This window comes from Roseibium sp. ROS1 (genome assembly GCF_054658215.1).
Genome location: NZ_BAAGIG010000002.1, coordinates 657,746 through 680,830 on the forward strand (window position 1 = coordinate 657,746; position 23,085 = coordinate 680,830).

At 58.9% G+C, this 23,085-nt stretch carries 23 protein-coding genes; 11 read left to right on the forward strand and 12 right to left on the reverse strand.

From position 1 onward, the window contains the following. Positions 1–15 precede the first annotated feature (15 nt). Positions 16–573 carry a helix-turn-helix transcriptional regulator gene (locus tag ACYQ6M_RS11235; protein WP_023003940.1) on the reverse strand — a complete coding sequence of 186 codons (558 nt, stop codon included), beginning with the start codon at positions 571–573 and terminating at the stop codon, positions 16–18. A gap of 307 nt (positions 574–880) precedes the next feature. On the opposite strand from ACYQ6M_RS11235, the gene ACYQ6M_RS11240 reads away from it, so the two are divergent. Beyond that, on the forward strand, positions 881–1,267 hold the full coding sequence (locus ACYQ6M_RS11240; protein ID WP_075281543.1) for a hypothetical protein: 387 nt from the start codon (positions 881–883) through the stop codon (positions 1,265–1,267). A gap of 680 nt (positions 1,268–1,947) precedes the next feature. Continuing rightward, positions 1,948–2,232: a hypothetical protein gene (locus ACYQ6M_RS11245; RefSeq protein ID WP_460073817.1), complete on the forward strand. Its 285-nt coding sequence runs from the start codon at positions 1,948–1,950 to the stop codon at positions 2,230–2,232. An 11-nt stretch (positions 2,233–2,243) separates the two neighbouring features. Here ACYQ6M_RS11245 and pcaF read toward each other — a convergent pair whose 3' ends face one another. Further along, positions 2,244–3,446: a 3-oxoadipyl-CoA thiolase gene (pcaF, locus tag ACYQ6M_RS11250; RefSeq protein ID WP_460073818.1), complete on the reverse strand. Its 1,203-nt coding sequence runs from the start codon at positions 3,444–3,446 to the stop codon at positions 2,244–2,246. Positions 3,447–3,564: 118 nt separating this feature from the next. After that, on the reverse strand, positions 3,565–4,968 hold the full coding sequence (locus ACYQ6M_RS11255) for a mannose-1-phosphate guanylyltransferase/mannose-6-phosphate isomerase (protein ID WP_460073820.1): 1,404 nt from the start codon (positions 4,966–4,968) through the stop codon (positions 3,565–3,567). Between the two features lie 171 nt (positions 4,969–5,139). Between ACYQ6M_RS11255 and ACYQ6M_RS11260 the strand changes: the two genes are divergently transcribed. The 9 genes from ACYQ6M_RS11260 (at position 5,140) to ACYQ6M_RS11300 (ending at position 13,722) form a co-directional block, all read left to right on the forward strand. Then, positions 5,140–5,982, forward strand: a complete 843-nt coding sequence (locus tag ACYQ6M_RS11260; RefSeq protein ID WP_055653619.1) for an ATP-binding cassette domain-containing protein — start codon at positions 5,140–5,142, stop codon at positions 5,980–5,982. Then, positions 5,972–6,799, forward strand: a complete 828-nt coding sequence (znuB, locus tag ACYQ6M_RS11265) for a zinc ABC transporter permease subunit ZnuB (protein ID WP_023003946.1) — start codon at positions 5,972–5,974, stop codon at positions 6,797–6,799. Before ACYQ6M_RS11260 ends, znuB begins: the two co-directional genes overlap by 11 nt. Then, complete coding sequence (locus tag ACYQ6M_RS11270) at positions 6,796–7,203, forward strand: Fur family transcriptional regulator (RefSeq protein WP_023003947.1); 408 nt, start codon at positions 6,796–6,798, stop codon at positions 7,201–7,203. The genes znuB and ACYQ6M_RS11270 overlap by 4 nt, the downstream gene beginning before the upstream one ends. 86 nt (positions 7,204–7,289) lie before the next feature. Continuing rightward, entirely contained in the window at positions 7,290–8,429 is a 1,140-nt protein-coding gene (locus ACYQ6M_RS11275) for a Gfo/Idh/MocA family protein (RefSeq protein ID WP_460073823.1), read from the forward strand. A gap of 100 nt (positions 8,430–8,529) precedes the next feature. Then, the gene (locus ACYQ6M_RS11280; protein WP_460073825.1) at positions 8,530–9,114 is read left to right on the forward strand and encodes an NnrU family protein; all 585 of its coding nucleotides are present in this window, start codon (positions 8,530–8,532) and stop codon (positions 9,112–9,114) included. Positions 9,115–9,315: 201 nt separating this feature from the next. Then, positions 9,316–9,999 (forward strand): tetratricopeptide repeat protein, encoded by a 684-nt coding sequence (locus ACYQ6M_RS11285; protein ID WP_460073827.1) that lies wholly within the window; start codon positions 9,316–9,318, stop codon positions 9,997–9,999. Then, positions 9,996–11,348: an outer membrane protein assembly factor BamB family protein gene (locus ACYQ6M_RS11290; RefSeq protein WP_460073829.1), complete on the forward strand. Its 1,353-nt coding sequence runs from the start codon at positions 9,996–9,998 to the stop codon at positions 11,346–11,348. Before ACYQ6M_RS11285 ends, ACYQ6M_RS11290 begins: the two co-directional genes overlap by 4 nt. Before the next feature lie 47 nt (positions 11,349–11,395). Then, positions 11,396–12,817, forward strand: a complete 1,422-nt coding sequence (gene der, locus ACYQ6M_RS11295; RefSeq protein ID WP_023003952.1) for a ribosome biogenesis GTPase Der — start codon at positions 11,396–11,398, stop codon at positions 12,815–12,817. Between the two features lie 107 nt (positions 12,818–12,924). Further along, positions 12,925–13,722 (forward strand): inositol monophosphatase family protein, encoded by a 798-nt coding sequence (locus ACYQ6M_RS11300; protein ID WP_077290117.1) that lies wholly within the window; start codon positions 12,925–12,927, stop codon positions 13,720–13,722. Positions 13,723–13,728: 6 nt separating this feature from the next. On the opposite strand, the gene ACYQ6M_RS11305 is transcribed toward ACYQ6M_RS11300, so the two are convergent. From ACYQ6M_RS11305 to ACYQ6M_RS11345, 9 genes are all read right to left on the reverse strand, one after another. Beyond that, positions 13,729–14,100, reverse strand: a complete 372-nt coding sequence (locus ACYQ6M_RS11305) for a VOC family protein (protein WP_460073831.1) — start codon at positions 14,098–14,100, stop codon at positions 13,729–13,731. A 47-nt stretch (positions 14,101–14,147) separates the two neighbouring features. Continuing rightward, positions 14,148–14,762 (reverse strand): HAD family hydrolase, encoded by a 615-nt coding sequence (locus tag ACYQ6M_RS11310; RefSeq protein ID WP_460073833.1) that lies wholly within the window; start codon positions 14,760–14,762, stop codon positions 14,148–14,150. Between the two features lie 92 nt (positions 14,763–14,854). Further along, positions 14,855–15,583, reverse strand: coding sequence for an SDR family NAD(P)-dependent oxidoreductase (locus ACYQ6M_RS11315; RefSeq protein ID WP_460073835.1), 729 nt, complete (start codon positions 15,581–15,583; stop codon positions 14,855–14,857). Between the two features lie 82 nt (positions 15,584–15,665). Further along, complete coding sequence (gene purF, locus ACYQ6M_RS11320) at positions 15,666–17,138, reverse strand: amidophosphoribosyltransferase (protein WP_023003957.1); 1,473 nt, start codon at positions 17,136–17,138, stop codon at positions 15,666–15,668. 221 nt (positions 17,139–17,359) lie between these two features. Then, entirely contained in the window at positions 17,360–17,968 is a 609-nt protein-coding gene (locus ACYQ6M_RS11325) for a CvpA family protein (protein ID WP_023003958.1), read from the reverse strand. Between the two features lie 74 nt (positions 17,969–18,042). Next, on the reverse strand, positions 18,043–19,437 hold the full coding sequence (radA, locus tag ACYQ6M_RS11330) for a DNA repair protein RadA (protein WP_023003959.1): 1,395 nt from the start codon (positions 19,435–19,437) through the stop codon (positions 18,043–18,045). Between the two features lie 28 nt (positions 19,438–19,465). Further along, positions 19,466–20,608, reverse strand: a complete 1,143-nt coding sequence (alr, locus tag ACYQ6M_RS11335; protein ID WP_075281551.1) for an alanine racemase — start codon at positions 20,606–20,608, stop codon at positions 19,466–19,468. Positions 20,609–20,765: 157 nt separating this feature from the next. After that, positions 20,766–21,041 carry a PilZ domain-containing protein gene (locus tag ACYQ6M_RS11340; RefSeq protein WP_023003961.1) on the reverse strand — a complete coding sequence of 92 codons (276 nt, stop codon included), beginning with the start codon at positions 21,039–21,041 and terminating at the stop codon, positions 20,766–20,768. A gap of 203 nt (positions 21,042–21,244) precedes the next feature. Further along, entirely contained in the window at positions 21,245–22,729 is a 1,485-nt protein-coding gene (locus ACYQ6M_RS11345; protein ID WP_023003962.1) for a replicative DNA helicase, read from the reverse strand. Between the last annotated feature and the right edge of the window lie 356 nt (positions 22,730–23,085).

The window sequence follows — 23,085 nt, forward strand, 5'->3', positions numbered from 1 at the left end:
CGAAACGTCTTGCGCTTACTCTGCGGCTGCCGCAACCGGCTGCGCCGCTTCTTCAGCAATCCTGATCAGTGCCTCGCCGTGTTCTTCCAGATAGGCGAGGGTGAAATTCATGCAGGCAATGCCGTATTCACGGGTCCAGTTGGACCCGGGGTGCGAACATTCCTGGTCTTTTTCGTTGTCTGTCAGCAGGCGCAACTCAGCGTGTACCTGTGCCTTGCGCCGTTCGACCGCGCGGCGGATGACCTCGGGAGGCAGTTGCGCGGCGTTGAGGGCGATCAGCAGAAAGGGTGATTTGAAAGTGTCCGGCGCCTGTGGATCGCACAGGGACTGGATGAAGTCTTCACGGCCGGCATCGGTGATGGAATAGACCTTGCGGGCAGGTTTGCCTGCCTGCGGCTCTTCGCGCACGGTTACAAGCCCTTCCGATTCCAGACGCGCCAGCGCCGGATAGATCGAGCCGAAGCTCGCATCATCGAAGTAGCTGAACCGGCCTTCGGTCGACTCCTTCCGGATTTCGTATCCGGTGGCATCCCCGAAAGAAAGGATTGCGAGGCAGAGACTGCGTACACTCATTGACAACTCCGTGCCTGGGAGCGTCCTCCCGGCATGACGGCCTTCATACGAGCCCGGTTGCGATCCGGATGACGCTATAGGTATCGTAAGAAGTGTCATATGTTGGTTCGATATATCGAACAAATATATGCTCACGCATTTGTAATCAAGAGTGCACTGCACAAATCTTGCGTCGAAGATGAATAAACTATGAGCTGATCTTCAAAATGATCTTAATCGGTCTATTTGACAGGTTGTTGGCAGGTATCGATCGGCGCTAGGCTGATCACGCATCGCAACAGCAATCGCAGAGCGAGGAGTGCGCGCCATGGCATTGTCGATGAAGGGGCCGGTTCGCTTGAAGCTTCCGAGAGATCCCTTGTTTCGTCTGCTTGCAGTCAACGGCCTGGCGGGAACGGCAATTGCCGGCCTCGTGCTCGGCGGCATTTTCCTCGGCAATATCGGTAATCTGAGAGTGCTTGTCATGTCGGCAGAGGACCCCGTGCTGCCGGTCATCATGCTGGCATTCGGCCTGTTCATCACGCTCGGGTCCGTGGTCATGGGCTCAGCCATCATGCTGCTGGGTGAAACCGGCCGAAGCGGAAAAGGCGGAGGTGGGGCCGCAAGGCGCAGACTGCCGATATCTTTCACCGGGCAAATGAAACCGGTGCCGGTTCCAGCCAGAGCAAATCGCGGGCACGATCTGCGCCGGTGAACCTTATCGGTCAGTGCGGCACCTTGCGTAAACGGTCAATGAGCGAGTTGCTGGTATACTGACTTGGCCTTGGCGGAAGTCGAGGGCTGTGGCCCCAAATCAGCAAACAAGGTCATGGCCGCAGCTGCTAAAAGTAGCAGCAATCCCAGGGATGAGAGCCTCATCTCACCGGTCCTTTCGATCATGACGTCCTCCGTTTTGATGCCGCGCTTATACAGTCCCAGGATCTAAAGTCCCGGTAATACCGCATGTAAAATTTTACGTACCTGCAAATACCTACAGGCAAATCTGACAGTGCCCCATTTCCGGTGCCGGGAAGGGGCGGCCAGGTCATGTAGCTGAAGGACTGTCAGTACGTCCGCAGTGGTCCGTTCCAGGATCGGGAAGCGAAGATGGGTACGTCTCCGAACAACGCAGACCGCTGTTAACCATGGCGTTCGAAAAAAAGGGAGAACTGCAAGGGCAGGTTGCAGATCTTCCACGCGCCCTGTACGACCAATGGTAGTTTAACGTTTTGTTAATTATTCATTGGGGTTGCAATGCGATTTCTTTTGAGAAACTTGCACGTTTTTGTTTTTGTTAGCCTTTCAGCGTCAGCCGCCTTTTGGGTTGCTAGCCATTCCGACCAGGCGGTAGAGGTTGCGCAGCCACTGGTCGAAGACGCGGTCGAACTTCATGTGATGGCGGAAAATACCCTGCGCGAGATCGGTCAACTGGACCTGGAAAAAGCGGCAGATGAGGCGATTTCCTACTATGTCGCGACGCTGCGCATGCCCAGCCTGCTCTTCGAAAGGCTGTCGGATGAACTGGGCGAAGTCAGCGACAGGATGGAAAAGAGGGTGCAGTCAGGGCCTTTTCCTCAGATAGCAACACCCGCGGCAAAAGACCGGCCGGTGCCGGTGGGGACTGGTCCGAGCCGGTATTGGCGCACTGGTGAAGACCGGCACGCCAAACTGTCGATCTGATCAGAATCGCCTCACGCTGCAGCCAGAGCCAGCGCTATACCCTGGCCGACACCGATGCACATGGTGGCAAGCGCCAGGTTTCCATCCCGTTTTTTCAGTTCCAGCGCTGCTGTTCCCGTGATTCTGGCGCCAGACATCCCCAACGGATGACCGAGTGCAATCGCACCGCCGTTCGGATTGAGGATTTCGCTGTCTTCGGGCAGGCCAAGGTCTCGCATGACCGCAATGCCCTGGGCGGCGAAAGCTTCGTTGAGTTCGATCACGTCGAACTCCGGCAGCGCGATTCCGAGGCGCGCGCAAAGCTTGCGCGTCGCCGGTGCGGGACCAATGCCCATGATCCGCGGCGGAACGCCGGCGGTGGCTCCGCCGACGACGCGGGCGATCGGCGTGAGATTGTGCTTGGCCACCGCAGCTTCCGACGCGATCAGCAAAGCCGCAGCACCGTCGTTGACACCGGACGCGTTGCCGGCGGTCACCGAACCATTTTCACGGAACGGCGTCTTGAGCGCGGAAAGGGCCTCCAGCGTTGTGTTCCTTGGGTGTTCGTCCTTGTCCACCAGTATAGGGTCGCCCTTGCGCTGCGGGATCATCACGGGAACGATTTCTTCGGCGAAACGACCGGATTGCTGAGCGGCGGAGGCTCGCTGCTGGCTGCGCAGCGCGAAGGCATCCTGGTCCTGTCGCGAGATCTGGAATTGTTCGGCAACGTTTTCCGCCGTTTCCGGCATGGAATCGATACCATACTGGCGTTTGAGAAGCGGATTGACGAAGCGCCAGCCGATTGTCGTGTCGAAGATCTCGGCCGAGCGGGAAAAGGCGGTGTCTGCCTTTGGCATGACAAAAGGTGCGCGGGACATGCTTTCAACGCCGCCAGCGATGGCCAGATCGATTTCGCCGGCCTTGATCGCCCTGGCCGCAGTCATGACGGCATCCATTCCCGAGCCACAAAGCCGGTTGAGCGTCAGACCGGGAACTGTCTCCGGCAGGCCCGCCAGCAGTGCCGACATGCGCGCGACGTTTCGGTTGTCTTCACCGGCCTGGTTGGCACAGCCATAAAAGACGTCATCTACCTCGGCCCAGTCCGTGTCCGGATTGCGCTCCATGAGGGCGCTGATGGGGATCGCACCAAGATCGTCAGCGCGGACAGAGGACAGCATGCCGCCATAGCGTCCGATGGGCGTGCGGACATAATCGCAAATGAAGACATGATGCATGAGCGTTTTCCTCTCCGTCGCGTGGCGTTGGCCTCTGGGGCATGGTCGCGAACTGAGGTGAAGTCTTGCCGGAAATCATCTGGCAGGGCAAGGACACATCACAGTAAAATCAATCTCGTCAGAGATTTTGTGATGTTTCCGGATGGCGCCGGATATCGTCTTCCTGCAAGTAGGTTCCGGACTGCACCTCAATCATCCGCACCGGAATCTTGCCCGGGTTATGCAACGTGTGTTGCGCTCCAAGCGGCACATAAGCGGACTGGTTTTCGCTGAGCAGGCGCGTTTCGCCGTTGATCGTGATCTCGAGCGTACCGGACACCACCACCCAGTGCTCCGTCCGGTGAAGGTGGCTTTGCAGGCTGAGCCTCTTGCCCGGCTTGATCATCATCGACTGAACGGAGAAACGTTCGCCGGCGTTGATCCGTTCGGTGTAGCCCCAAGGACGGTAGGACCTCGGGTGCCGGTCCACCTCATGCCTGCCTTCCGCCTTCAGTTGCTCCACAACGGTCTTGACGTCCTGCGCCTTGTCCTTGTGGGCAACAAGAACGCTGTCGGTCGTGGCGATCACCATGACATCCTCAAGGCCGATAACGGATACGAGCCCGCGTTCAGCATAGGCCAGGCAGTTGTTGCTATCGAGAAAGCGGGCATCGCCCAATCCGGAATTGCCCTGGGCATCCTTCTCCAGGACCGTCCAGATTGCCGACCAGGAGCCCAGGTCGTCCCATTCCGGTGCAACGGGGGCGCAGACGACGTTGTCCGCCTTTTCCATGATGGCGTAGTCGATGGAAATGTTGTCCAGTGCTTCGAAGGCTTCCTGGTTCAGTCGCGTAAAATCCAGATCCCCATGCCGTGTCTTCATGACGGCGACGATGTTCTCGTAAAGCTCCGGCTGGTGCGTCTTGAAAGCATCAATCATCGTATTGGCGGCATAAAGAAAGATGCCGGCATTCCAGACATAACTGCCGTCTTTCAGGAAGGCATCGGCACGGTCCTGGTCAGGCTTCTCGACAAAGGCTTCCACAGGCCGCACAGGCTCGCTGCCACTTGCAACCTTGATGTATCCGTATCCGGTATTGGCTTCGCTGGGTTCGATGCCGAAGGTCACGATCTTTCCTGCGCGAGCAGCCGTCTCCGCCTGATGGACGGCGGTCAGGAAAAGATCTTCCTTCCGGATCAGGTGGTCGGAGGGCAACAGCAGGATCAGGGCGTTCGGGTCGGTTTCTGCTGCAATCAACGCTGCCATCAGGGCAGGGGGCGCTGTATTCCGGCCGACAGGCTCAAGCAGGATCGACTGGGCTTCGAGCCCCAGTTCGTTGAGCTGCTCGCCGATCAGAAACCGGTGAGCATTGCTGCCGATCACGATCGGAGCGGCAAAGTCCGGCCGATTGACGCGCTTGCAAGTCTTCTGGAACAGACTTTCCCCGCCAAACAGTGGCAAAAACTGTTTTGGCCGGTCGGTGCGTGACAGCGGCCACAGCCGCGAACCGACACCACCGGACAAAATACAAGGGAAAATCATGCTTTGCTTCCTGTTCTGCTGGCACATTCGGGCGCTTGCGGGCGCACCGGTGTTGCTTTGAGTGTTAATCAGCACCGGGACAAGTTGCAAGCAAGTGGCTTGAACGCTACATACGTAATAACGTAACGCCAGGGCGTTGGTTCCCAAAGAGCGCAGCAGGCTTTCAGGACTATGACAAATTCGGATACCAGGCTTGTTCAGCTTGACCGCGCGGGCATCCGCAAGGGCGGTGAATGGCTGGTGCGCGGCGTAGATCTATCGGTTTCTCCGGGTGAAATCGTGACGCTTATCGGGCCCAACGGTTCCGGCAAGTCGACAACGGCCAAGATGGCGCTTGGTATCCTGAGCCCGAGCGAAGGCCGTGCCGAACGCAAGCCCGGCCTGAAGATTGGCTATGTGCCGCAGAAGCTCGCCATCGACTGGACGTTGCCGCTGACGGTCGCCAGGTTCATGCGGCTGACGAACCCCCTGTCCGATGCCGAATGCCGCGCGGCGCTGGCGCGCACAGGTGCTGAAAGGCTGATGACCTCGCAGATGCGCACGCTCTCCGGAGGGGAAATGCAGCGTGTCATGCTGGCGCGCGCGATTGCCCGCAATCCCGGGCTGCTGGTGTTGGATGAACCAGTGCAAGGCGTGGATTATGCCGGTGAGATCGCGATCTACGACCTCATTTCCGAAATCCGCAACACGCTTGGCTGCGGCATCCTGATGATCTCTCACGATCTTCATGTCGTGATGGCTGCAGCAGATCAGGTGATTTGCCTCAATGGTCACGTTTGCTGCCGCGGAACCCCTTCTGACGTCAGCCGTGACGACCGGTATCATGCGCTGTTTGGCAACCGGCGCAATGCGGCGATTGCCGTCTATGAACATCACCATGACCACGTGCATCTGCCGGATGGAAAGGTGCGCCATGCGGACGGTTCGCTGTGTTCCTCCTGTTCCGGCGAGCATCATCACGCACCTGCCGACGCGGCTGCGGAGAAAGAAGGCGGCATTCGAAATGCTGGATGATTTCTTCACCCGTGCACTCATTGCCGGCATAGGTGTGGCACTTGTTGCAGGACCGCTTGGCTGTTTCATCGTCTGGCGTCGCATGGCCTATTTCGGCGATACGCTGTCGCACGCAGCCTTGCTGGGCGTTGCCCTGTCGCTGCTCCTCAACGTCAACACCACGTTGGCCGTCGGGGTCGTTTCCATCCTTCTGGCGATCGTGCTGATGGCACTGAGGCGCAGCGACACGCTGTCTTCCGATGCGTTGCTTGGCTTGCTGTCCCATTCCGCGCTCGCCCTGGGGTTGGTCTGTCTGGCCTTCATGACATGGGTCCGGGTCGATCTGCTGGGGCTGCTCTTCGGCGATATCCTGGCCGTCACACCCATGGACATCGCCATGATCTACGCTGGCGGTGCGATCGTGCTCGGTGTCCTCGTGGTCATCTGGCGCCGCCTGTTCGCAGCAACGGTCAGTCCGGACCTTGCCGCGGGCGAGGGGCTGAAGCCTGAGCGGACCGAGCTGATCTTCATGCTGCTGACGGCAATCGTCATTGCCATTTCACTGAAGATCATCGGCGCGCTGCTGATCACCGCGCTGTTGATCATTCCCGCCGCCGCCGCCCGGCGCCTGTCGGCATCGCCGGAACAGATGGCGGTGATTGCAGCCCTGACCGGAGCCGCCGCCGTCGTCGGCGGGCTCTATAGTTCGCTGGCCTATGATACCCCGTCCGGCCCCTCCATCGTCGTTGCGGCGATGGCGCTGTTTGTCGTCAGTCTTGTCCCGGGTGTGCAAATCGTGAGAAGGGTGAGATCGAGCACGAAAGGAGATCGTCCGTGAGCGTTGAGACACATCCCGAACTGACCAAGAACCAGGCCCTGGTGTTCGGCTCGTTGTCGGACGCTGGTGGACCTTTGACGGCCTATGCGATTCTCGATCTGTTGCGCGACAGCGGTTTCCGTGCACCGCTGCAGGTCTACCGGGCTCTCGACAAGCTGGTGGAATACGGAATGGTGCACCGGCTGGAAAGCCTCAATGCCTTTGTGGCCTGTTCCCACAAGGGCTGCTCCGGTCATGGCACGGCTGCCTTCGCCATCTGTGAAAAATGTGGTGTCGTCAGCGAGTTTACGCCGGACAAGGCCATTTCTCTCCTGAGGGAATGGACGCAGAGCGAAGGCTTCCAGTTGTCCCGGACGACCATCGAACTGCGCGGCACCTGCAGGCAGTGCACCATGCCGATGTAACCCTGGCGGTGTTTCCCGGCATCCATTTGATTTCCGAGACACTGTCTTTGTTCTAGGATGTCTGCATCGAATCCGCGGAGAGGTTCATGGCAGACAAACTGGGCATCGGCATCATCGGATGCGGCACCATCTCAAAGACCTATTTTGATCTGGCGCCAAAGTTCAATGGCCTTGAAATCAGGGCCTGTGCGGATCTGAACCGTCATGCTGCGGAAGAGCGCGCAGCCGAATACGGCGTGCGTGCACTCACCGTGCACGACCTGCTTCTGGCGGATGATGTCGATCTGATCGTCAATCTGACTGTTCCCGATGCCCATTATCTCGTTTCCCATGAAATCCTGGCACACGGGAAGCATGTCTATTCGGAAAAACCTCTGGCACTGTCGATCCGGGACGGGCAGGCGCTTGCCGATTTTGCACGCAAAAAACATCTGAGGGTCGGGTGTGCACCGGATACGTTTCTGGGCGGGGCACATCAGATTGCCCGCAAGGCAGTTGACGAAGGACTGATCGGAGAAATCGTTGGTGGCACGTGCCATGTCATGAGCCACGGTATGGAGCATTGGCATCCCAACCCGGACTTCTTCTTCAAGCCGGGAGGGGGGCCGGTTCTCGACCTCGGACCTTATTATATTGCCGCTCTGCTCAATCTGATCGGCCCGGTAAAGCGTGTGTGCGCCATGTCAGCCATGCCGTTCAAGACCCGGACGATCGGGAGTGGCACTCGAAATGGTGAAAAGATCGATGTCTCCACCCCAACCACAATCCATGCGATTCTCGAGTTCCGGTCCGGTGCAAAAGTAACGCTGACGGCGAGCTGGGACGTCTGGGCACATAGGCACCAGCCTATGGAGCTTTACGGTACCCGGGGAACACTTTTTCTGGCCGACCCGAACTATTTCGGCGGAGACGTAAGCCTGGTCACCGAAGATGGAACGACAAAAGCACTGGACGATGCGATGCACCCGTTCGGTTTGGCGAATGTCGATGACAACGGCCTGCCGCGTGCGAACTACCGCGCTGCCGGTCTGGCAGACATGGTCCAGTCGATCCTGAGTGGAGACGACACCGAGTTCCGCTGTTCGCTCGAACGGGCACTGCATGCGGTCGACGTCATGGTGTCGATTTTGAAATCTGCCGAAACGGGAACGTTCATCGAAATCGAACACCAGGCCAGCCGTCCACAGGCGCTTGCTGCCGCTGAGGCAGTCAAATTGCTCGTCTGAAGCTGGTTGCAGGTGCACCGCCAGCCACCTATCTTCGCCGCAAGGGATGTCCGGGTCTGAGGGCACCCGGCCGCTTGCGGGCAAAAGAGGGAGAGCGGGAATGGCCTTGTTGATCGCCGGCCTTGTGCTGTTTTTGGGAATTCACACGTTGCCGATGTTTCCGGCAACGCGCAATGGGCTGGTCTCAAGGCTCGGCGAAACACCGTACAAGGGGCTGTATACGCTCTTGTCGTTCGTCGGTCTGGGGCTGATTGTTTACGGTTATGGCGTGGCCCGTTTTGAAGGCCCGCCGGTGCTGTACGATCCGCCGTTCTGGCTGCACCACGTCACCATGCTGTTCATGGTTCCTGTTTTCATTTTCCTTGTCGCTGCCTATGTGCCGTCGCGGATCAAGACAGTCCTGAAACATCCGATGCTGGTAGCCGTAAAACTGTGGGCATTGGCTCACCTTCTGGCAAATGGCGATCTGGCTTCGGTGCTTTTGTTTGGCGGTTTTCTCGCCTGGGCAGTGGCAGACCGGATTTCGGTCAAGCGCCGCGGGCCCGGCGCAGGGCAGATAGGTGCACTGGCAACGGCCAAGCCCGGAAAATACTCCGATTTTGTCGTGATTCTGTTGGGCTTGGTCCTCTACGGACTGTTCGCGTGGAAGCTGCACGCCTTGTTGATCGGCGTCCCGGTGGCCTGATAGCGGTCGCGGAGCTTGAAATTACGTTAGAAATCCGGCATTCCGTGCCGGATTGCCCCACTTGCGCCATGAAGGACCGATTTAAGCCCCTTCAGGGAATTGCCCGAGCCGGATCAAGTGGATAATGTGCGCCACTCATGAAGGGGCCGTGCCCGGGCAGACGTGCCGGGCCGAAGAAGTGAATGCAGGAAATAGACACGCATGTCTGACATTTTTCGTGAAGTCGATGAAGATATCCGCCAGGAAAAATACCGTCGGCTTTGGGACCGCTTCGGTCCGTGGGTGCTTGGCGTTGCGGTCTTGATCATTGTTGGCACCGGCGGCTATCGCGGCTGGCTCTACTGGCAGGAACAGCAGTCCCAGAGCGCTGGCGACACGTTTTTTGAAGCCGTGAGGCTTTCCGAAGCCCAGAACTACGAAGAAGCAGCAGCTCTTTACGGTGAACTGGATAACGCCCTTGGTGGATACCCGGCCTTGGCGAAACTGCGCCAGGCAACCGATCTTTCCAATTCCGGCAAGACTGAAGAAGCCCTGGCCGAATTCGATGCCCTGTCGCGCGATACCAGCATCATGGATGCTCTGCGTGATGTTGCAGCGCTGCGTGCCGCTTATCTTGCCGTCGACACCCAAGGCTACGGCGATATTGCCGACCGAGTCGAGAAGCTGACCGGCGACACTGGTCCGTTCCGTGCAGCTGCACGCGAACTTCTTGCTCTAAGTGCATGGAAAGCCGGCGATATTGAAACAGCCCGTCAGTGGATTTCCGCTTTTGAAGACGACGCGGAAACACCGGCAGACGTGAGCCGACGCGTGTCGATCCTGAGTGACGTGATCCGGTCCAGCAACGGCGAAGCCAAGGCGGACAGTGAAGGAAACAACCAGTGAGTTTTGTAACCGTTTCTTTCCGCAGACGCGGTGTTTTTGGTGCCATTGCGCTTTCGCTCGTCCTCACCGGTTGCGGGTCGGTCAGCGAATTTACCGAGAACATAAACCCGTTTGCTCGCGAGAAAATCCTCAAGGGTGAGCGCCAGCCCGTGTTCGACGGCGCCGATCCGGCAGCCGAAGCGCTCGGCCAGGCAGCAAAGGTCGGTTCTGCGACTGGCGGGCAGTCTTGGTCAACAGCCGGTGGTGGCCTGACCAACGATCCGGGCAACGTCGCCATATCCGTCTCCGGCAATCGTGCCTGGCGCGCTCAGGTCGGCTCGTCCGGCGGCGGGCTGACAACATCCGCACTTCGGGTGTCTTCCCGTCCGGTCAGCGATGGCAGCCGTATTTATGTCTACAAGCCGAATGGCGAAGTCGTAGCGTTGTCGACGGGCGGTGGACGCCAGTGGACCCAGAATCTGCGTCCGGAAGGCGAAAGGGATGTGGGTCCTGGTGGTGGTGTTGCCGTTGAAGGCGGCGTTGTCTACGCAGCCACCAGCTATCGTCAGGTGGCGGCTCTTGAAGCCGGCTCCGGCCGGGAAATCTGGAAAGTCGACATCGACACGCCGGCTCGTGGTGCGCCTGTTGCCGGTGCCGGTCATGTCATCGTTGTATCCCAGTCCAACGAAGTCTATGCCCTGAAGCAGTCTGACGGCAGCGTTGCCTGGACCTATGCAGGTATCGAGGAAACCGCTGGTCTGTTGTCTGCGGCCAATCCGGCCATTTCCGGCAACCGTGTCATTGTGCCGTTCTCCTCCGGTGAAATCATGGCCATCGACATCAAGTCGGGCGAACCGGCCTGGATCGACGGCGTGTCTCGCGGCTTCAGGACTCTTGCCCTGTCAGGTCTCGCGGACGTTTCGGCAAGCCCGGTTGTCTCCGGCAACACGGTTTATGCCACTGGTGTTGCCGGCCGAACGGTTGCGGTGGATGCCCGCACCGGCCAGCGCCGCTGGGAACAGGATCTCGGCAGCGTACATACGCCGGTTGTCTCCGGCAGCGCGTTGTTCATGGTTGATCTCGACGACCGTATGGTCGCCCTCAATCTGAAAAACGGGGAAACCCTCTGGGCAACGGCCTTGCCGCGTCCGGAAAAGAAGAAGAAGCGCCGCAACTGGGCTGGCCCGATCCTGGCGAATGGGGCACTGGTTGCCTTTTCCAGCGACGGTCAGATCGCAATCGTGGATGCCGCTTCCGGAAAAACCATGTTGACGCAGCGGACCAATACGGATGTCTATGTGACACCGATCGTCGCCGGAGGCCGGATTATCGTGCTGACAGGCAATGACGGCGTCGCTGCCTTCAACTAGCATTTGAGGCAGGGCCCGAAGAGGCCCGCCTATCAGGAGAAACTGCTGTGGGCGCTACTGTCGCCATTATCGGACGGCCGAATGTCGGCAAGTCCACCCTGTTCAATCGCCTTGTGGGCAAGCGCCTGGCGCTGGTAGACGACACACCTGGTGTGACGCGTGACCGGCGGCCGGGCGATGCCCGTTTGGGCGACTTGCGCTTCACGATCATCGACACCGCCGGTCTCGAAGATGCGGACAAGGAATCCCTCGAAGGCCGCATGCGCCGGCAGACCGAGGAGGCGATCGAAACCGCCGACGCGGTTCTGTTCGTGATTGACGCTCGTGCCGGTGTAACGCCGCTTGATGCCCATTTTGCCGAAGTTGCACGCAAGACCACCCGTCCGGTGATCCTGCTGGCCAACAAGGCGGAAGGTCGGGCCGGAGAGAGCGGACTTTACGAATCCTATTCGCTTGGGCTCGGTGATCCGATTGCAATCTCCGCTGAACACGGCGAAGGGCTTGCTGATCTCTATGACGCTCTGAAACCTCATGTCGACCGGGTCACGGAAGAAGAAGAGGCGAAGCGCGAAGAGGCGATCACCAATGTGGATGTCGACGAGGACGGTGAATTCGTCGAAGACGAAGAGCCGGTCGGCACCATTGAAAGACCGCTGCGTGTTGCCATCGTCGGCCGCCCGAATGCGGGCAAGTCGACGCTGATCAACCGTATGCTGGGCGAAGACCGCATGCTGACCGGACCGGAAGCAGGCATCACGCGCGATTCCATCTCGGTAGACTGGGTCTGGCGCGACAGGCATATCAAGCTGTTCGATACGGCCGGTATCCGGAAAAAGGCGCGCGTACAGGAAAAGCTCGAAAAGCTTTCCGTGGCCGACGCTCTGCGTGCGATCAAGTTCGCCGAAGTGGTTGTTGTCACGCTGGACGCCACCATGTCCTTCGAGAAGCAGGACCTGCAGATCATCGATCTGGTTGCGCGCGAAGGCCGCGCGCTGGTGATCGCGATCAACAAGTGGGACTTGATCGAAGACCGGGAAGAAGCCTGGAAGAAAATCAAGGACGCCAACGAGCGGTATTTCAACCAGATCCGCGGTGTTCAGATCGCGACTTTGTCCGGCCAGCAAGGGCAGGGCGTCGATCGCCTGATCGAAAGCGTCTTTACCGCCTACGAGGCCTGGAACTCGCGTGTCTCGACCGCCAAGCTGAACCGTTGGCTGGACAAGGTCACCGCGAACCATCCGCCCCCCGCAGTTGCCGGACGCCGGGTGCGCCTGCGTTACATGACCCAGCCCAAGACACGGCCGCCACATTTCGTGGTTTTTTGTTCGCGTCCCGAACAATTGCCGGAAAGCTACACGCGCTATCTGGTCAACTCGCTGCGCCAGACCTTCAACATACACGGAACTCCCATTCGCCTGTCCTATCGCAAAGGCGAAAACCCTTACGCCCCGAAGAGAAAACGGGGCTGAGTGGGGAGGGCAGCCTGCCGTTTTGCCAGGCTGCCAGCCAGTATTCTTCTTTTCTGGCGGGAAAGCAGCTTCCCGCCGCGCTATCGACACTTAAGGGAGTTTGAACCATGTCCATCGACCGGCTGGAATTCGCCGTCGCCCTTGCCGAAAAGGCTGGCGAGCTCGGTCTCGACTATTTTCACAAGCTGGACACGCTGACGATTACGCAGAAGGGTCATCAGGACCTCGTCTCGGAAGCAGACCGCAATGTGGAAACGCTCATCCGCGCGGAACTCGCAAAGAGCTATCCGGACGACGGTATCCTGGGCGAAGAGCATGGCATGGAAGAAGGGTCTTCGGGCTATACCTGGGTCACCGACCCGATCGACGGTACGGCAAATTTCGTTGCCGGGATTCCGCAGTGGTGCGTCATCATCTCCTGCGTTCATCAGGGCCAGGTGATTGTCGGTGTGATCCATGATCCGGTGTCCAAGGAAACCTTCAAGGCTGCCGCCGGTCACGGTGCGTTCCTCAATGGCAAACCGATCCGTGCCTCCGACAGCGAAAGCCTCTCTCACGGCTCAGTCGGTGTTGGTTTCAACGGCCGCACTGCCGTCACGGATGCGGTCAACGTCGTTGGTGCCCTGGTCTCCAAGGGCGGTGTGTTCTTCCGCAACGCTTCAGGCGGTCTGATGCTTGCCTACGCGGCTTCCGGGCGCCTTATCGGCTATGTAGAATCCCACATGAACGCCTGGGACTGCCTTGCAGGCATGCTGATCACCAAGGAAGCCGGTGGTGAGGTTCTGGAACAGGACATCAACCAGTCCCTTTACAACGGCGCACGCGTCGTTGTTGGCGCTCCCGGTGTTTTTGCCGACCTGAAGGAAATCGCCGAAAGTTCCTTTGCGCCCTTCGAAGCTGCTTAATCAGCCTCACACATGCTGGTCGACAAGAACCGGGTTTCCATCCGGGTCGACCAGCATGAAGCTGGCCCGACCACTGCCGGTCTCGTCAGCTTCGGATACAAAAGCGTATCCCTTCGCCTTCAGCGCCTTTTGGATGTCCCGTACATCCTGAAAATCTTCGAGTGTCCTGGCATCCTGGTCCCAGCCGGGATTGAAGGTGAGTATGTTCTTGTCGAACATGCCCTGAAACAGCCCGATGATGGTATCGCCGTTCTTCAGGACCGCCCAGTTGTCCGCGTCCGAGATGCCGATATCCACGAAGCCAAGTCCTTCGTAGAACGCCTTCGATTTTTCGAGATCCTTGACGGCCAGACTGACCGAGAACGCGCCGAGTTTCATCTTCCTGGCTCCTCTGCAGCGATCGCCGCTGGATACCCAGCATGCTTTCAAAGTTCCAGAAAGGAAGCAAGTTCCAGGCGGGTCTTCTCGGTAAAATGAAAGCCCTTCCAGCCAAGCGCCTTCGCTACGCGAACGTTTGTGGCGCTGTCGTCGATCAGCAAGATCTCGGACGGGGCAACCTTGAGAGTGTCGCTGACATGGGCGAAGAACGCGGTGTCCGGCTTGGCTGACTTGATGCGGCCGGAAGAGAAAATTCGGCTGACCAGCGAGCCGAAGCCGGACTGGTGCTCAATGTAGCTGGAGCGGCGATCTTCATTGTTCGTCGCAATTACCTGAACGACGTCGTGACTTGTCAGATGTTCAAGCAGGCTGCAGGTGAAGGGATCCCGCAGATCATCTTTGGCAAACCAGTAGTCGAGAAGTTCTCCCGCATCCAGAAGGTAGCCGCTCCGGTCAAGCCAGTCTTGCAGGTGAATTTTTATGTCCCGTTTCCCGGAGATGACTTGCAGGAAGGAGGCATCGAACACGCCGCGTTCGAATGCATCGAGTGCAATTCCGAGGTCGCTCTCCAGCGTGTCAGCCCAGATGAACCTGCCGTCGACGACATTGCGGTTTAGAACGCCGTCGAAATCCCAGGCGATGACACTGATATCTGACCGCATGGCATGCTTCCCTTCCGATCATCGACCGGAAGGCGTAAAGCGAATGAACGGGCTATGCAACCCTTGATTGGATCTGCCCAGCAGGATCCGCCTTAGGGCTGAATCCATTCTCCGCTGACGCGGTCGTACAGGCGGCCGGTTTCCAGAACGTCCGGCATCAGCAAGGGCAGAAGATCTGCCGCAACATCATCCGGCGTCGGAAGATTGGTGGCAAGCTCGCCTGGCATTGCCTTGGCACGCAGCCCTGTGCGGGTAGGGCCAGGGTCAGTCAGGTTGATCTTCATGTTCGTCTTCAGGCTTTCATTCGCCCAGGTCCGCGCCATGGCTTCCACGGAAGCCTTGCTGATGGACTGAAGACCCCAGAAAGGTGTGCAGGTGCTTGCATGAACGGAAGACAGGAACAGTGCACGGCCCGCGTCCGACTGGCGCAGGAGCGGGTCCAGAGAACGGATCAGCCGCCAGTTGGCAACGACATTCACCGCCGTCACTTTCTCGAAGTCCTTCGGGCTGATGTGGCCGATCGGCGACAGAACACCCAGCATGCCGGCATTGGCAACGAAGATATCGAGCTTCTTCCAGCGTTCGTAGATCGCGGCGCCAAGCCGGTCGAGCGCGTCGAAGTCGGTCAGGTCAAGCGGGACGAGCGTTGTTTCCCCGCCTGCGGAGCGGATCTCGTCATCGAGGTCTTCCAGGCCGCCGACAGTCCGCGCAAGCGCAATGACATGCGCACCACGTTCGCCGAGCTGCTTTGCGATCTGATAGCCAATTCCGCGGGAGGCGCCGGTGACGAGAGCGACCCGGCCTTCAAAGTCTTTGATCATGCGTGATCTCTTAGATCAATTTGCCTTCCGGCGGTACCGCCGAAAGGCATAAATTGAAGCGGTCCAAAGAGTTTTGAGCGCTTTAGCCGACCTCGACCAGGCGAGGGGCGCTGACGAAGTCCTGATCCTCGGAAAGATCGGTCAGTGGTGTCGGGTAATCGCCGGTGAAACAATGATCCGTGAACTGCGGGTTGGCATCGTCGCGGCCATCGTAGCCCATGGCCTTGTAGATGCCATCGACGGACAGGAAGGCCAGGCTGTCGGCACCGATATAGGCGCGCATTTCCTCAAGACCGTATTTTGCAGCCAGCAGTTTTTCACGCACCGGTGTGTCGATGCCGTAGTAGTCGGAATACTTGATCGGCGGGCTGGCGAGCCGGAAGTGAACTTCCTTCGCACCCGCTTCGCGGATCATCTGCACGATCTTGACCGATGTTGTTCCGCGCACAAGGCTGTCGTCCACAAGCACGACGCGCTTGCCTTCGATCTGAGCCCGGTTGGCGGAGTGTTTCATCTTCACGCCAAGTGCACGGATCTGCTGGGTCGGTTCGATGAATGTGCGGCCGACATAGTGGTTGCGGATGATGCCGAGTTCGAACGGCACACCGCTTTCCTGGCTGAACCCGATGGCCGCGGGCACACCGCTGTCCGGCACCGGAACGATCACGTCGGCTTCGACGTTGGATTCCCGGGCCAGCTGGCGCCCCATTTCGCGGCGAACGTCGTAGACGCTGCGACCGCCGACAACGCTGTCGGGGCGGGAGAAGTAGATGTATTCGAAGATACACGGACGAGCCGGGCGTTTGCCGAACGGGAAGAAGGATTCAATCCCTGTTGACGTGCAGACGATAACTTCGCCGTTTTCCACTTCGCGGATGAACTTTGCCCCGATGATATCGAGTGCGCAGGTCTCCGAGGCCAGGATCGGAGCACCATTCAGATCGCCCAGCACCAGCGGGCGAATGCCGAGCGGGTCACGCGCGCCGATCAGTTTCTTCGACGTCAGCGCCACCAGAGAATAGGCACCTTCCATCTGGGTGATCGCGTCGATGAAACGTTCGACGATCTTGCCCTTGCGCGAGCGGGCAACGAGCTGCAGGACCACCTCTGAATCGGAGGTCGACTGGCAGATTGCTCCGTCTCGGATCAACTGGCGGCGCAGGGTGAGGGCGTTGGTGAAGTTGCCGTTGTGGCAAACGGCAATGCCGCCACCGTCCAGCTCGGCAAAGAGCGGCTGCACGTTCCGCAGGATGGTTTCACCGGTCGTCGAGTACCGAACGTGGCCGACAGCGGCCTTTCCGCTCAGCCGCTCGATGGTGTCGGCGTCGGAGAAGTGATCGCCCACCAGCCCGAGATGGCGTTCCGCACGGAACTGCTCGTTGTCAACGGTGACGATCCCCGCTGCTTCCTGCCCGCGGTGCTGGAGCGCATGAAGCCCGAGCGCGGTCAGCGCGCTGGCATCCTCATGACCCAGAATGCCGAAAACACCGCATTCTTCGCGCAAGGTATCTGCATTGATGTCGAACGGTTCGTGCACGTCGGTTCCGCCAGCCATGGCGAACACTCCTTCGTTCTGGCCGGTGGGAGGACCGGCCGGGTCTTGCGGTCAAATGTCTGTCATCGTCACTCAGGTGGACGAAACATTGGCCGCTTTGCAAATGGTACATCGTCCCGCACATATTTGGGCGCGGGATGCCTCATTCAACGCTGCACCTCAAGCGGTGCCCGTTACTGCCCCAGTCTCGGTTAGTGTCCCTGGTTTATGCCCAAGGCCTGTTAGTTACTATCCGTCGTCAGCTGTTCAAGTCCCTGACGTTCTGAATCGCTGTAGGCCGGTTCATCAGTCGGGGTTGCTCCCCCTCCGGCCTGGTTGTTCTGCCGGATCTTGTCCAGGATCGCCTTTTCCGGGTCTTCTGGCAGCACAGCCACCAGCCGTTCACCGATAGACAGCAGGATCGGCCGCGACTTGGCTGTCTTGACCCAGTTCGGCTGCTGTTCCGGCTGGACGAACCAGTTGAAGAACATCATCGCGACGACGACCAGCAGCAGACCGCGCACAGCTCCGAACACGAACCCGAGGGTCCGGTCGAGGGCGCCGATCCGGCTGTCGAGCACGAAATCGGAAATCCGCATGGTGATATAGCTGACAACAAGCAGCGTGACCAGAAAGACTGCCGCGGCAGATACGCCCATGGCAACCAGGTCATGGTTGATATACTGCTTGGTGTAAGGAAGAACCCGTTCGTACAGCAGGAATGCCGCAGCTGCCGCAGCCACCCAGGAAACGATGGAAAGAACTTCCCTGACAAATCCGCGGATCATCGCAAGGACCGCCGAGATGAACATGATGACCAAGAGCAGTCCGTCCAGCAGCGTTATCGGCATGTTCCTGAAAAATCCTCTCTCTGGCGCTCTTTCAAGAGCTTAAACTTTTTGCCCAAACCCGTCACCATCTTGCGTCAGGTCTGCCCCGTAGCACTAGCCTCCGCCGAAAGTTTGGCAACAAAGTCCCCAAGTTCCGGCACGCCTGTCGTCCTGAACGAAGACACGGTGCCGTCCTTGAGATTGCCCTCCGGACAGTAAGCCTGATCGAAGCCGAGTTTCTCGGCTTCTTTCAGTCTGGAAGGGGCTTGGGCGACCGGCCTGATGGCCCCCGACAGGCTGACTTCGCCGAAATAGACGCAATTGGCCGGAAGGGCAAGTCCGCTGAGTGAGGAGATTAACGCTGCTGCCACGGCAAGATCGGCTCCAGGCTCGTTGATCTTGAGACCACCGGCGACGTTCAGATAGACATCATGTTGTGAAAAGCGGACGCCGCACCGTGCCTCAAGCACGGCCAGGATCATGGAAAGCCGCGCGCTGTCCCAGCCAATGACGGCCCTGCGCGGTGTTCCCAGAGAAGACTGCGCCACCAGTGCCTGGATCTCGATCAGGAGAGGTCTTGAGCCTTCCAGACCGGCGAAAACGGCTGCGCCGGGCGCGGACGTGTTTCTGTCTCCCAGGAACAGGGCGGAAGGATTGGGGACTTCCTGCAGCCCCTTTCCCGTCATTTCGAAAACGCCGATTTCATCCGTCGCGCCGAAGCGGTTCTTGACCGAGCGCAGGATACGATACTGGTGAGCGCCGTCGCCCTCGAAATAGAGCACCGCGTCGACCATGTGCTCAACCACGCGCGGGCCGGCAATCTGCCCGTCCTTGGTCACATGGCCGACAAGAACAAGGGTGGTGCCGTTCTTCTTGGCATAGCGCACCATCGCCTGGGCGGACGCACGCACCTGCGTCACGGTGCCGGGAGGAGATTCTACCTGGTCTGTCCAGAGCGTCTGAATGGAGTCGAGGATGAGAAGGGCCGGTGCCGTGTCGGCTTCCAGCGTTGCCAGAATGTCTTCGACACTTGTTTCCGCAGCCAGTGCCACGGGGGCCTGGGCGAGCCCCAGCCTTTCGGCCCGGAGCCGAACCTGTCCAATGGCTTCTTCGCCCGAAATATAGACGGTCTTGTGCCCGAGGTTGGCCAGTTGCGCAGCCGCCTGGATCAGCAATGTGGACTTGCCGATACCGGGGTCGCCGCCGACAAGCAGGGCGGACCCTCTTACGAAGCCGCCGCCGGTCACCCGGTCAAGTTCAGGCACCTTCGTCTGGATGCGCGGGGCTTCCTTGGCATCGCCGGAAAGGCCGACAAGGGGAATGACACGGCCCTTGCTGCGGGAAGCCCTGCCGGGCCCGCCACCGACGCCGCCGCCGGTCTGCTCCTCCACGATGGTGTTCCATTCACCGCAGCTTTCACAACGGCCAACCCACTTGGCGGTAACCGCGCCGCAGGACTGGCAGACGAAGGAAGTGGAGCGCCGTGCCATGCAAATTGCCTTTCGCTCTCGGCTCCGGTCAGGTCAGGGGCGCATAGACGCGCTCAAACCGACGTCCGAGGCTTGTCAGATATTCGTAGTCGATGGTCTCCGCATAAGCGGCAAGATCGGAAGCTGCAACACCTGGCCCCAGCATTTCCACAAACGCGCCGCGCTGAAGCAGGTGTTCAGGCACATCCGTCACGTCAAGCGTGATCATGTCCATTGAAATCCGGCCGAGGATCGGCGCCTTGTAACCGCCGATCAGCCCGAAGCCACCCGGGCGGTCGTCCGTGGAGCCGGCACGGCGGATCATGCCATCGGCATAACCGGCGGCCACGACGGCATTGCGCAAGGGGCGCTTTGCGGTTTGTTTCGCACCATAGCCGATCGTATCGCCCTGTGGAACGTCGCGCACAATCATGATGCGTGCTTCCACCTTGGCGACCGGTTTCATCGGGTTGGGCTCGGTTTCGATGGCCAGCCCGCCGTAAAGCGCGATTCCAGGACGGACAAGGTCGAAGTGGTAGTCCGGGCCAAGCAGCACCCCGGCGGAATTTGCCAATGACCGCGGAATGTGAGGGAAGGGGGCGGTTGTCTCTGTAAACAGCTTGAGCTGCCGCCGGTTCATGTCGTGGTCGGGTGTCGAGCCACAGGCAAGATGGCTCATCACCAGCGATGGCTGGAACGGCCCCAGAACGGCGTTGTCACCCAGAGCGCGGGTGAGTTCAGCCGGAGACAGGCCCAAACGGTGGATGCCGGTATCGACATGGACAGCGGCGGCATTGTTCTTGCCCGACGCCTTGCAGACTTCCGCCCATTCCAGGAGTTCTTCCAGACTGCCGAGGACGGGACGGATGTCATGGGTCAGAAAGTGGTCGGCCGTTCCCGGAAACAGCCCGTCGAGCACGTAGATGACGGCGTCTGGAAGACTTGCGCGCAACGTCAGGGCCTCGGTCGGCACCGCGACGAAAAACGTCCTGCATCCCGCCTGGTAGAGAGCTGCAGCGGTTTTGTCCTGTCCGGTTCCATAGGCATCGGCCTTCAGAACGGCAGCGCAATCGGTGCTGTCGCTTACCTTGCCTTTCAGCAAGGACCAGTTCGACACGATCGCATCGAGGTCGATCGTCAGTCGTCCGCCGTAAAGATCAGATGGGAAGGCTTGTTCAATCGTCGCAGGCACGGTCCGGATATCTCTCCAGTCAGAATCAATGTCTGAAATTCGAGAGTGAGCTTATCGCATCGTGGCGTATTTGCACCAACGGCCAAACCGCCAAAAGCGTGACCAAGTGAAGCGCACTGCAGCGCTCCCCCCGGGAAGTACGCTGAAGAGCGGAAGCTCAATCCATATAGAGGAATTCGACGCCGGCTTCGCCGGAGCGCACCCACCGAATTTCACCGTAAAACCGCAATTTCCGGCTTTCGATTTCGATGGTGATGCGCTGATGTCGTTCAAGACCCTTGGTGTTGGTCGCAACGCGGCAACCACCGACGCTGATGTCTTCGACCACGCAGGGGCGATGGGTCGCGTCCTGCTTCAAAAGGCCGGACCACTTGCATCTTTTGCGCGGAAAGATGCGAGCTTCTTCGAGGAGTTTTTGTGCCGACGAATACAAGATGCGGTCACCTGGAAAAGATTTTAGGCGAAATTCTTTCTACTTAAAGTAAGTGAGGAGTTTTAACAGTGGCTTAATCGTGAGCGACGGCGTGTCCATTGCCAAATGCCGCAAGTGAGCCGCAGACGAGAGCTTGAATGCGGTATCAGGCGGCTATCGCGGCACCTTGTCTCAAGGACCGTCCAAAATCGCGAAGACGCCTGTTATTCGTAGCGTTCGGGCAGGTGATCTTCTTCTGCAAGATCGGAGAAGCGGGTGTACTGGCCTTCGAAGTGCAGGTTCGCCGTACCGGTCGGGCCGTGACGCTGCTTGGCGATGATGACTTCTGCCTTGCCTTTGAGCCGCTCCATGTCCCGTTGCCAGTTTTCGTGTTCGACAGTTCCGAATTCCGGCTCGGTCTTGGACAGGTAATATTCTTCGCGGAACACGAACAGGATCACGTCGGCGTCCTGCTCGATGGAGCCTGATTCACGCAGATCCGACATCATCGGTCGTTTGTCGTCACGCGATTCCACCTGACGGGAGAGCTGTGACAGCGCGATGATCGGGACGTGAAGTTCCTTCGCAAGCGCCTTTAGGCCCGTGGTGATTTCGGTGATTTCCTGAACGCGGTTGCCGGAGTTCTTGTTCGAGCCCGACAAGAGCTGGATATAGTCGACCACAAGCAGGTCGAGACCGCGCTGACGCTTCAGACGCCGCGCCTTGGCAACCAGCGAGGCGATGGAAATACCACCGGTCTGGTCCACATGAAGCGGGACGGCCTGCATGGTCTGGGCACAGGCGGCCAGCTTCTCGAATTCCGCTTCGGTGATATCGCCGCGGCGGATTTTCGAGGACGAGATTTCCGCCTGTTCGGAAATGATACGGGTGGCCAGCTGTTCGGCCGACATTTCCAGAGAGAAGAAGCCGACAACGCCGCCGTTCACGGTTTTGATCGAGCCGTCGGGTTGTTCTTCGGACTTGTAGGACTGGGCGATGTTGTAGGCGATGTTGGTTGCCAGGGAGGTCTTGCCCATCGCGGGACGACCGGCAAGCACGATCAAGTCCGAATGCTGCAGACCACCCATCAAACGGTCCAGTTCGCGCAGGCCTGTGGAAATACCGGAAAGGGCACCTTCGCGGTTATAGGCGGCGTGCGCCATCTCGATGGTTTCGGTCAGGGCGTCGCCAAACGCGACGAACCCGCCTTCGCTGCGGCCGGTTTCTGCAAGTTCGAACAGGCGGCGCTCGGCATCATCGATCTGCTGGGAGGGGGGCACATCGATCGGGGCGTCGAAGGCGATATTGACCATGTCCTCGCCGATGCGGATCAGATTGCGACGGATCGCCAGGTCGTAGATGGTCCGGCCGTAGTCTTCGGCGTTGATGATCGAGGCGGCATCACCGGCCAGGCGCAGAAGAAACTGGGTCGCGGACAGATCCGCAATCTTCGCGTTGGCGGGATAGAAGGTCTTCAGTGTGATCGGCGACGCGGTTTTGCCGGCGCGGATCAGATGGCTGATCTTCTCGTAGATATCCTGGTGAGCAGGCACGAAAAAATGATGTGGTTCCAGAAAGTCTGAGACCCGGTAGAACGTCTCGTTGTTAACGAGAATCGCTCCCAGAAGCTGACGTTCCGCCTCGGCATTGTGTGGTGCCAAGCGCTGGATGTCTTCTTCCGTTTCGACCTTCTGTAGCGTGCCCTTCATAACGACCCCCGTTGACCCAAGTTCATTGGGAATACTCTGTGACGGGGGAGGGCTCAAGGTTCAAAAATGGCTGATTTCGATTCCCACCGGCTTGGACAAATCAGCGGGGAAAGAATCGAATCCAGCTTGACTCTGAACTCGATTGAAGACTCAAGGGCCTACCTCTTAGTTATTGAAATTTATGATATTTTCGAGAAGATTAATAGCTGGTTAATGATTTTTCGAACAGTTTCAAGGCCTTAAACCGGAAACTGAAAAGCCAGGATTAGGCGTGGCTTGCCATCATTCCAAAAAGTTGCCGGCAAACAAAAAAACGGCGCTGAAGCCAGCGCCGTTTTCTAAAGTCCACAAGGGAA